The sequence below is a fragment of the Gemmatimonadota bacterium genome, from assembly GCA_009838845.1.
Classification (GTDB): Bacteria; Latescibacterota; UBA2968; order UBA2968; family UBA2968; genus VXRD01.
The window spans coordinates 30,361-39,361 of the sequence record VXRD01000171.1 but is presented as its reverse complement, the minus strand read 5'-3'; the positions used below and the strand labels follow the sequence as shown (position 1 = coordinate 39,361).

Here is a 9,001-nt window from a genome sequence, read left to right as displayed (position 1 = left end):
CACAGAAGATCCACCTGCCGAGCCTGGCACAGAAGACCCGCCTGGCAACACAGAAGATCCACCTGCCGAGCCTGGCACAGAAGACCCGCCTGGCAACACAGAAGATCCACCTGCCAATACAGGTGACTCGGCCATTCAGGGGCAACTCCTTGAACTCAGACAGACCAACAGCCGCAATGCGTTTCGCGCGGCCTTAGCCGAGGCATCACTGCCGGAGGTATTCGCGACTGAGGCGACCCAGGAATTTCAGGGCGTATTATCCGATGGCAACGTGCCGGACGACAATGGCATTGAGGCCATTATTGGGCGTTATCAGCGCCTATCGGCTGCACAGCCTGCACAGGCCCCACTCTCGATGGGGCGCGTAGAGGTCGGTGATGAGGAGCGGGATAAGCACACAAATGCGATGCTCGGGTTTTTGTGCGGACAAGATCAGGATGGCGTGGAGTCGTTCTACAGCCTGCGTCACGCATTTGCGTCTATGGGTGGAGGAGAAAACGGCATCGTGGATCCGTATGATGTAATGCGCGAAGCCAATTTTATGGGCGCATTGATGGGCGTACACAATGAGCGGGCACGCGCGCAAATCGAAAATGCCTGGGCGACATTGAGAACAACCGATTTCGGCCAGATCTTAGGCGATGCGCTGCACCGGCGCTTGATCATGGCGTACACCGCAGGGGATATGATGTCGTGGGAGAAGATCGTATCGGCCATCAGCGCCATCACGGACTTCCGGAAACACCGTCGCGTTCGGATCGGCGGTTATGGAATTCTGCCCGAAGTGTCAGAGGCTGAACCCTATCAGCATCTCACATCACCAGAAGATGAGGAAGAAGTGCTCCAGGTCGTCAAACGCGGTGGCATCGAGAAGCTGACGATGGAAATGATCGCCAATGACGATGTTGCTGCCATTCGCCGCATCCCCACCGAGCTGGGCATTGCAGCCGCGCTGACACTCAATTACGTCATTTACTCGCTTTACACAGATCCCCCAACAGTAGCTGACGGGACCGCTGCGTTTACCACCGCTCACGGCAACCTGTTCACGACCGCGCTGTCAGAATCCAGTGCACGGACTGTGCGTGCCGCGATGCGGAAACAGACGCGCTATGGTGTGTCTAATGCGCGATTGGCGCGTATGAATGACCCCAAATACCTGCTTGTGCCGACGGATTTGGGAGATACCGCGGACGATCTGACCCGGTGGCAGTACAGGACTGATGCCTCGAACCCTGACAGCATGCAGCGGGCTGCATTTTTCATGGATATGGAGCCGTTGATTCCGCCGACCTGGACGGACGTAAACGACTGGGCGATGGTCGCCGATCCGATGCAGGTGCCGACCATCGAGGTGGGATTTTATATGAATCGCCGCGAGCCTGAAATTCACATGGCTGACACACCAACGAACTACTCCATGTTGCACTCGGATGAGATTGAGCTTCGGCTGCGCCATATCTATGGAGTGGTCCTGCTCGACTGGCGCTCATCGGCCCTGTCGAGGGTGGCTTAGGGCACATCGAACCTGAATACACGGGCGGGTAAATCCCGCCCGCAAAAAAACACATCGAAAGGATAGAAAATGAAAATCTATCGATCAGACCACCACTCCGGCGCAGGCTATCTCGAGTGTGTGACAGCGCATCCAAATATCGGCGCCTCTGGTGAAGTCACATCTCCGATTTTCATCGTGCCGAAGACCGCAGGAGATAAGGTAGAAGTCATCGAGGTCAATCTTGTCCTGCAAACCGCAATCACCGGGCACGCGAGCAACAACCGAACGTTTCAGCTCGAACATCGCTCTGGAACGACGACCACAGATAGGGGCGACGCACTCACCACAACCGATAACCATGCTGTCGGGCGCGTCACACTCCTCGCTCACGATGACAAATTCGATATGGCCAAGGGCGATTTTCTGGACCTCGAGATCACCAGCGCAAACGCTGGGGTGGCTATCGGAAGACACCTCATAGAGGTCATTTACAGGGCCATATAATGTCAGACCGCGCAAACATGCTCGCGCGCGTCAGGCGGACTGTGCAGGACACGGAACTTGAAATCTCTGATGCGATGCTCGATCAGGCCATTGATGATGCCGTCGAGGTCTATTCTAAGGATGTCCCACGAAAAACGGTGGTCGATGTGTCTGGCAATGGCACATCGATATACCTCATATTGACCATCCTGCCTGGATATATCGACGGCTACTCGGTGCTCGACAAAATCGAGTACCCTCTAACCGGCACAAGCCCGCCCACCTTGCCGCCGCACTGCTATGAGATACAGCGCCGCCCGGACGGTAATGGCAACCCGGCACTATACCTCGTATTCGTAGGCGGGCAACGGCCAGCGAGTAGCAGTTCATTCCGGGTCGTCTATACCATCATGCACCTGTCGGACTGCTCAACGATCGTCGCATCAGACCGTATCGCAGTGTCATACCTATCCGCCGCACACGCACTGGATTTGTACGCCACTGCGACGATGGACAGTATCGACTCGTCGATAGATGCAGATGTATTCGACAGGACTGCGACGACAGAGCGCGCCAGGCGTGCTGCGAAGATGTATCGAGACCTGTATCGCGAGATGGTAGGCGTAGATGATAACGATGATGGCGGGCGGCGTGAAGTCCCGGCAAACACCACCATATCTTGGTCACGACGGCGGCGCACGCACGAACAGCCGCCATATCTGACGCACTGAGAGGCGAATGGCCAGGCGAACAGAAATCAACGACGCAGGCGACCTGCGGCCTGCGATGGGTCGCACCATTAAATTCCGCAAAGAGGTCGAGGAAGACGTCGCCGATACCATGCATGCGATGGTCGCCCATTTCGAGACCGAGGCGGTCAAGAACGCACCCGTTGGTGCTACGGGCGACCTCAAAGACTCGATATTCGGCGAGGTGCGCGAACGACCAGGCACGATTGTAGGCCGTGTGGGCACACCAATACGCCACGGCATGCCCGTCGAATACGGCACCGGCCCGCAGGGACGGTTGGGCAGGAGCCGAAAAGCGCCCCCCTCAAGCGCACTGCACGAGTGGGTGCGAAAGAAGATTGGCATCACAGACGAGCAGGAGATTCGGTCTGTATCGTATCTCATTGCGCGCGCGATCGGGCGCCGCGGCACAAAGCCGCAACCTTTTATGCGCGAGGCGTATGTCTCTATGCGAAAAAAATTCAGGCAGGCTGTCGCACAGACAAAACGGATCGCAGGGAGGGTCTGGTAGTGTCATTCTTTTTGGATGTGGCAGGGTACCTTAAAACCGCCATCGACGATACGATAGGCATCACGTCGGTCGATCAGCTTTCGCGCGAAAATGTGGACGACGTTATTGGGCGGATATACAGCTACATGATACAGTCCGCATCTGAAAAGGATTTGCGCGGAAAAGTTCTGCTGAATTATTCTGCGGACGATCCGAAAAAATTCCGTGCATGGATGATCACGCGCACCGATTTCGCGCCGAGTGAGACGGGCGGCTCGCTCTACTTCAGGGATCACACATTCGCACTCTACCCCTATTACGCGCTCGCTGGTGCTGGCGAATCTGAAATGGTCTTTCAGGACCACCTCGAACGCGTCGCAGACCTATTCGACTCTGACATAAAACTCGGAGGTCACACCCTCACATCAGGCCCCATGTCCGTGTCGGGAATAGGACACCGCATGTGGCTCAGTACGCTCTGCCACAGCGCGCAAATCACATTCACATCACGGCAAGATCGGAGATATTAAATGGCAAAACTCACATCCGGACCACTCGAAGCGCTCTATGTGGGCGGGGTAGATGTCGGCACCACGATAGCCCCCCTCACATTTGCGCCCTCATCTGCGGAGTATGTGCGCCTGCGCACCGAGCAACAGGCCGGCACAATCGGCATCTCAGATGTCCATAGTGTCGCCTTCATGGCCTCCACGATGCTGGCTGAGGCGACGGTAGAAAATATCGCCCGGGCTGTGGGGCTGCCTGCAAGTGCAGTTGAGGGTGGAAAAAAGATTATCATCACATCGCCCACATTGCCTGAAGAGCCGATACTCGCCTATGGGCCGGGGCCTGAGGATACGGAGGAGGCGGTCGCTGATAGACCTCGATCGCGCCTCATCTCGATGCCGCGATGTATATCCATGTCCCTCGGTGGCGGCGATCCGCTCATTTCGTGGTCTCGTGCTGAACAGACCGGCATTCCGCTGTCGTTCGAGCTCCTACAGACCCCATCGACCGGAGAGTTTTTTACAGTGTACGATTACCAACCATTTTTCACGCCAGGCGTTGTCATCGACCTGGGAACACACACCACAGCGACCGCGGATGATGGGGATGTCGCAGACCTGAGCGGTCACCTGAACCTGGCCGACGCATTCGCGCCTGCTGTGATAGATGGCCTGTCATGGGACAATGACCCCGGCATGCACCTCGTTTTTGACCTGAGCGACCTGAACGCCCCGAAGTTGAAAAACAAATCGGGTGGTGCGCTGGCGAGTGGTGACAACGGCATATATATAGCGAAATTCAACATCGTCGACCAGGTGAAACAGCGCACGGACGACGGCGAACTGAAAATCACACTCGATATCTAAATCATATTGGATGTCTGTCGGAGGATAAAATGGCAAAACTAACATCTGGGCCACTCGAAACGCTATATATAGGCCCGAAGGGTAGCGAGGTGCGTATCGGAGAGACGATAGCACCCCTCACATTTGCACCCTCATCCGCAGAGTATGTGCGTCTGCGCACCGAGCAACAGGCTGGGACGATCGGAATCTCAGATGTCCACAGCATTGCGTTTATGGCCTCCACGATGCTGGCCGAGGCGACGGTAGAAAATATCGCCCGAGCTGTCGGGTTGCCCGTAAGTGCAGTCGAAGGTGGAAAAAAGATTATCATCACATCGCCTACACTGCCTGAGGTGTCATTACTCGCCACCGGGCCGGGGCCTGAGGATACGGAGGAGGCGGTCGCCGACAGGCCCCGATCGCGTCTCATCTCGATGCCGCGATGTATATCCATGTCCCTCGGTGGCGGCGATCCGCTCCTGTCGTGGTCTCGTGCTGAACAGACAGGTATTCCATTGTCGTTCGAGTTGTTGCAGACCCCATCGACCGGGGAGTTTTTTACGGTACGCGATTACAAGCCATTAGTGCAGGATCCTGTTGTGAGGAAAAACGGGAACGCGAACATTACAACAAAAACGGCTGAGGCGACGATCATCACATTCGACGGGATAAGTGGCAACACAAAGGGGGACAAATTCCTGTCTGGATCTGCTGACGCGGTAGGGGATCTCACCGCCACATTGGTCTCTGTCTCGAAAGATGGGGTAGCAGTGGCAGACCCCAATTTTTCAGTGGAAGTGTCGGGAGGCGCTTTGTTGCTCAAAAACGGCGCAACCGCGATCGTCCCAATGACGCACAACGGCACGTATGTCGCCCTGGTCTCTGTCGTTGATACCGTCGGTCAGCGCACCGACGGCCTGATCGGGTGGACAGTGAAGGCGACATGATAACGGCTACCGACACGGCATCTGCACACCTCTCGAATGCGCCCATCACTGTCACATTAAGCACGGGCGCAAAGGTCGACATATACCCCACATCGCTCTCCGTGCTCTCAGATATCACCGCACAGGAGGACGCGGCATTGCTCGCTCTTTCACAGCATCGTGCGCTCCAAAAAATCGCGGACGATCCAGGTGAGCGGATGTGGGAAAAGCGCCGCCGGGCGGCCTACTTTTCGGATCGCTATATCCGGGAAATAGGGCGCCTGTGTGAAATGATTGCCAGTGCGACCCATCCACCACCGCGCGGATTTTTCGGGCACTGGCGGGCATTTTTGGGCGCCAGGCGGGCGCGACGCGCACTGCGCCGCAGCACACATCATGACTGGACGGCGGTTATTTCTGCTTGGCGACAGCTCAATGATATTGATGCGGTTTTGGGGCAGATATTCGGAGAGAAATACACCCCACTGCGCGACCGGGAAGACCCGTCGCCAGCACCCCAAAAAGATGCGCGCACAGACCCAAAACCAACACCTCGCCCACCACGACACGCCCCCACTGACGCCAAAAAAAAAACCTGAACCGATGGGCGGACTACCTCCTGTCGGGATTGCGGGTCTGGAAAATCCCCTTACTCGACATGGATCGCCTCTATCATGATGTGCCGTATATGAGGCTCATCATTCTGTCTGTGCGAATAGAACAGATCGAGCACAAGGCACGCGAGCGCGCCAAGACAAAAACGGGCGGGCGCAAACGTGTTGCGGACGACGACGCCACCGAGGCCGTGTCGTTGAGCGAAGCTCAGGCACTCTCACGAGGAATAATGCCGACATGATCAGATTGCCCGACATATTTGATGCGTATATGGGCCTGTGGTGGTTGCTGGTCGCCATCACCACAGAGGAACTGGTGTGGGTCCTAAAAGCCAAGGTCAACGACTTCGTGTCTGGGCTCAAGCGCGCAGAAGGCGAACAGGAGCGCCTGGAGCGGCGGACGAGGAAAGCGGGGACGGGACTCCAGCGATTCACCCTGAATATTACAAAAGCGGCTGGCGTGATAGCAGGGGTGTTTGTAGCTGCGCTGGCAGCAGGAGGCAAGGCCCTCATTGATTGGGGGCTGAGTGCTGCAAGCATGTCCGCTCGCACCAATGAACTCCGCAATACGTTCAACTCGATGGCAAAGAGCGCGGGCGAGTCGGGCAATAAAATCCTCGCCGCGATGCGAAAAGGGCTGGGCGGTGCTGTATCCGACATGGAAATCTTCCAGCAAGCGAATAAGGCGATGGTGTCGGGACTGCCTGCAAGCGCGAACGCAATGGGCGAACTAGCGCGTGTGGCGGCTGGTATGGCCAAGATTATGGGGGTGGATGTCAAAGAGGCATTAGACCGTATGGTCGGCGGTATCACCAAGCAGGAGATAGAGCTTTTAGACGACCTCTTTGGTGGGAGTGTGCGATTTGGCGACATCCTCAAACAGCTCCCAAAAGATGCAGACGCATCGGCCAGACAAATGGCGATCTACAACGAAATTCTCCGTGTCGGAAAGAAGCGCATCGACGATGCCGGTATATCTGGCCTGTCATTCTCCGAGCGGATTGGACAGGCGCGCACGCTCATCACTGCACTGCGAACAGAGATTGGCAACAAATTGATTCCCACCTTTTCAGCACTGGCAATCAAGGTGGGCGAGGTGGCAGAGCAACTCAGAGATCTAATATCTGATGCGACCGCGAACCGTCTCGAAAAGCTCGGCAATTTGGACTTGGCCGAATCTCGCCGGGCGAGTGTGTCCGTGTCAGAACTTCAGGCAGAGCGTGCCGGGCTACGCACCGAGCTTCAGGCACAGCGTGGACGGACGCGCATTGCGGATATTATGGGTGGACGGCTGGACGCGCTAAACCTCGACGAGGTATCGCAAATCGCTGCCCGAAATTTCGACCAGGAGACAAAGGCGATCCAGGCGCGCATTCGGGCTGAGCGCGAACTGGCCGACGCACAAAAAGAAAACGTCACCGTATTCGGCAAATCACGGCGCGAACTCGCCGCTGAAGACGCCCTTAATGCTGCCAGGGAGCACGAAGAAGCCCTGCGCGCACAAAATGATGAGATCCAAAAAACCCTCGACCTGATGCAACAGATCAAGCAGGTAGAGGCAGATATCGCAGCCAACCGGGAATCATTGACTGCGGGCGAACTGGCAGAGGTGGTGACTTCGGCGCGCGCACCCAGTCCAGCCCCCTATGATATCACCCCCGCCTTTCGGAATTTAATCCCGGACGAGCCAATAGAGATCCCGTTAAAAATCCCCGAAGATGCGGTGGAGAAAGCCCGGTCGGCGGGTGCGCGAGCAGCAGAGGCCGCCCAAGATGCCATGACCCGCTTCACGGACGACGTGCCCACCCGCTTCGAGGACAATATGGAGCGGGCGTTTTATAGTGTCCGGAATTTGGCCGACAAGTTGGGGGGGCGGATGGGCAGGGTATTTAGAGGTGCGTTTCAGGCAGTGACGGGGGCGGCGAGGCTCACGCAGCATTTTCCGATGCGCGACGGCACAGAGGATGTTGTTCCTGAACTCGGAAAAATTGGAAAAAAAATAGAAAGCGTCGCAACCGCGGTGGCCCCCATAGCAGGCGCCGTCGGTGGCGTTTTGGGTGTCATGAAGGGGCTGAGTTCGCTGTTCGGGAATGACCGCAGGGCACAGGCTGGAAATGTGCTTAACCCAGAGAATCCACTCACAATAGAGGGCCTGCGGGAAGACATTGCGAAACTGAATGCCTGGCTCGATCAGGTCAGGCCATTGGTGGAAGAGGGGCGCGCCTCCACGGCTGTCGAAAACCAATATTGGCTCAACGTGCAGCGTCGAAACGACCTTGAGGCACAGCTGAGCCGCCTGCTGTCGGCGCGCAGTGACGGGGGCAGTGAAGAGGAGGGCAATGTAACCTACGCCACCACAATCACCATCACCGACAGGACGGCAAAAGATCTTGTCAATAAAATCAGCACCAACTCCGCCTATCTCAACACCCTCAACGCAACCATCGGCACCCTCGACCAGACCATTAAAACATGGTCACCCGCAGGCGGTGTTCAGGCGTCCAATATCCTATCGCCAGAGGCGATTGGGGCCATCAAGTCTCTCGCAAACTACACCCTCCTGTCCGAGGAGCAGCGGGCGGTCATCGATGCGCTGGTTGCAGATCAGATACTCACCTCGGACGAGCGGAAGGTGTTGGAAGATCTGGCGAAATACGACCTGCTACCCCCAGACATCAAAGCGGTTATTGATAATTTTCTCGCTGATCAGGTGCTTACACAGGAAGAGATCGATGCGCTCAATAGCCTCCTGGGCTACACCCTCCTGTCTGAGGAGGAGCGGAAGATCATTGATGCGCTCACCAAAGATCAGATACTCACCGACGACGAGCGGAAAGTGCTGGAGAACCTCGCCAATTATGACCTTCTACCCCCGGACATCAAGGCGGT

General features: G+C 56.6%; 9 protein-coding genes and 2 pseudogenes (2 of these 11 running past the window's edge). All 11 read left to right on the top strand.

The window, feature by feature from the left end:
* Positions 1-197: pseudogene (locus F4Y39_24765) on the top strand (hypothetical protein) (it extends 739 nt beyond the left edge of the window).
* A gap of 74 nt (positions 198-271) precedes the next feature.
* Positions 272-1,516 carry a hypothetical protein gene (locus tag F4Y39_24760; GenBank protein MYC16948.1) on the top strand — a complete coding sequence of 415 codons (1,245 nt, stop codon included), beginning with the start codon at positions 272-274 and terminating at the stop codon, positions 1,514-1,516.
* A 69-nt stretch (positions 1,517-1,585) separates the two neighbouring features.
* Positions 1,586-2,002: a hypothetical protein gene (locus F4Y39_24755; protein MYC16947.1), complete on the top strand. Its 417-nt coding sequence runs from the start codon at positions 1,586-1,588 to the stop codon at positions 2,000-2,002.
* Entirely contained in the window at positions 2,002-2,712 is a 711-nt protein-coding gene (locus F4Y39_24750; GenBank protein MYC16946.1) for a hypothetical protein, read from the top strand. Before F4Y39_24755 ends, F4Y39_24750 begins: the two co-directional genes overlap by 1 nt.
* A 7-nt stretch (positions 2,713-2,719) precedes the next feature.
* On the top strand, positions 2,720-3,241 hold the full coding sequence (locus F4Y39_24745) for an HK97 gp10 family phage protein (GenBank protein MYC16945.1): 522 nt from the start codon (positions 2,720-2,722) through the stop codon (positions 3,239-3,241).
* Positions 3,241-3,750: a hypothetical protein gene (locus F4Y39_24740; GenBank protein MYC16944.1), complete on the top strand. Its 510-nt coding sequence runs from the start codon at positions 3,241-3,243 to the stop codon at positions 3,748-3,750. Before F4Y39_24745 ends, F4Y39_24740 begins: the two co-directional genes overlap by 1 nt.
* Positions 3,751-4,593: a hypothetical protein gene (locus F4Y39_24735; GenBank protein MYC16943.1), complete on the top strand. Its 843-nt coding sequence runs from the start codon at positions 3,751-3,753 to the stop codon at positions 4,591-4,593.
* Positions 4,594-4,622: 29 nt separating this feature from the next.
* Positions 4,623-5,519 carry a hypothetical protein gene (locus F4Y39_24730; GenBank protein MYC16942.1) on the top strand — a complete coding sequence of 299 codons (897 nt, stop codon included), beginning with the start codon at positions 4,623-4,625 and terminating at the stop codon, positions 5,517-5,519.
* Complete coding sequence (locus F4Y39_24725; protein MYC16941.1) at positions 5,516-6,097, top strand: hypothetical protein; 582 nt, start codon at positions 5,516-5,518, stop codon at positions 6,095-6,097. The genes F4Y39_24730 and F4Y39_24725 overlap by 4 nt, the downstream gene beginning before the upstream one ends.
* A gap of 59 nt (positions 6,098-6,156) precedes the next feature.
* A complete protein-coding gene (locus F4Y39_24720; protein MYC16940.1) occupies positions 6,157-6,354 on the top strand; it encodes a hypothetical protein in 198 nt (65 codons plus the stop codon).
* Positions 6,351-9,001 (top strand): annotated as a pseudogene (locus tag F4Y39_24715) (hypothetical protein) (it continues 223 nt past the right edge of the window). Before F4Y39_24720 ends, F4Y39_24715 begins: the two are co-directional and overlap by 4 nt.

Excerpts from the sequence above, each read along its gene's own strand:
- F4Y39_24725 (MYC16941.1), top strand. The coding sequence starts at position 5,516 with ATGATAACGGCTACCGACACGGCATCTGCACACCTCTCGAATGCGCCC.
- F4Y39_24750 (MYC16946.1), top strand. The coding sequence starts at position 2,002 with ATGTCAGACCGCGCAAACATGCTCGCGCGCGTCAGGCGGACTGTGCAG.
- F4Y39_24745 (MYC16945.1), top strand. The coding sequence starts at position 2,720 with ATGGCCAGGCGAACAGAAATCAACGACGCAGGCGACCTGCGGCCTGCG.
- F4Y39_24755 (MYC16947.1), top strand. The coding sequence starts at position 1,586 with ATGAAAATCTATCGATCAGACCACCACTCCGGCGCAGGCTATCTCGAG.
- F4Y39_24720 (MYC16940.1), top strand. The coding sequence starts at position 6,157 with ATGGATCGCCTCTATCATGATGTGCCGTATATGAGGCTCATCATTCTG.
- F4Y39_24735 (MYC16943.1), top strand. The coding sequence starts at position 3,751 with ATGGCAAAACTCACATCCGGACCACTCGAAGCGCTCTATGTGGGCGGG.
- F4Y39_24730 (MYC16942.1), top strand. The coding sequence starts at position 4,623 with ATGGCAAAACTAACATCTGGGCCACTCGAAACGCTATATATAGGCCCG.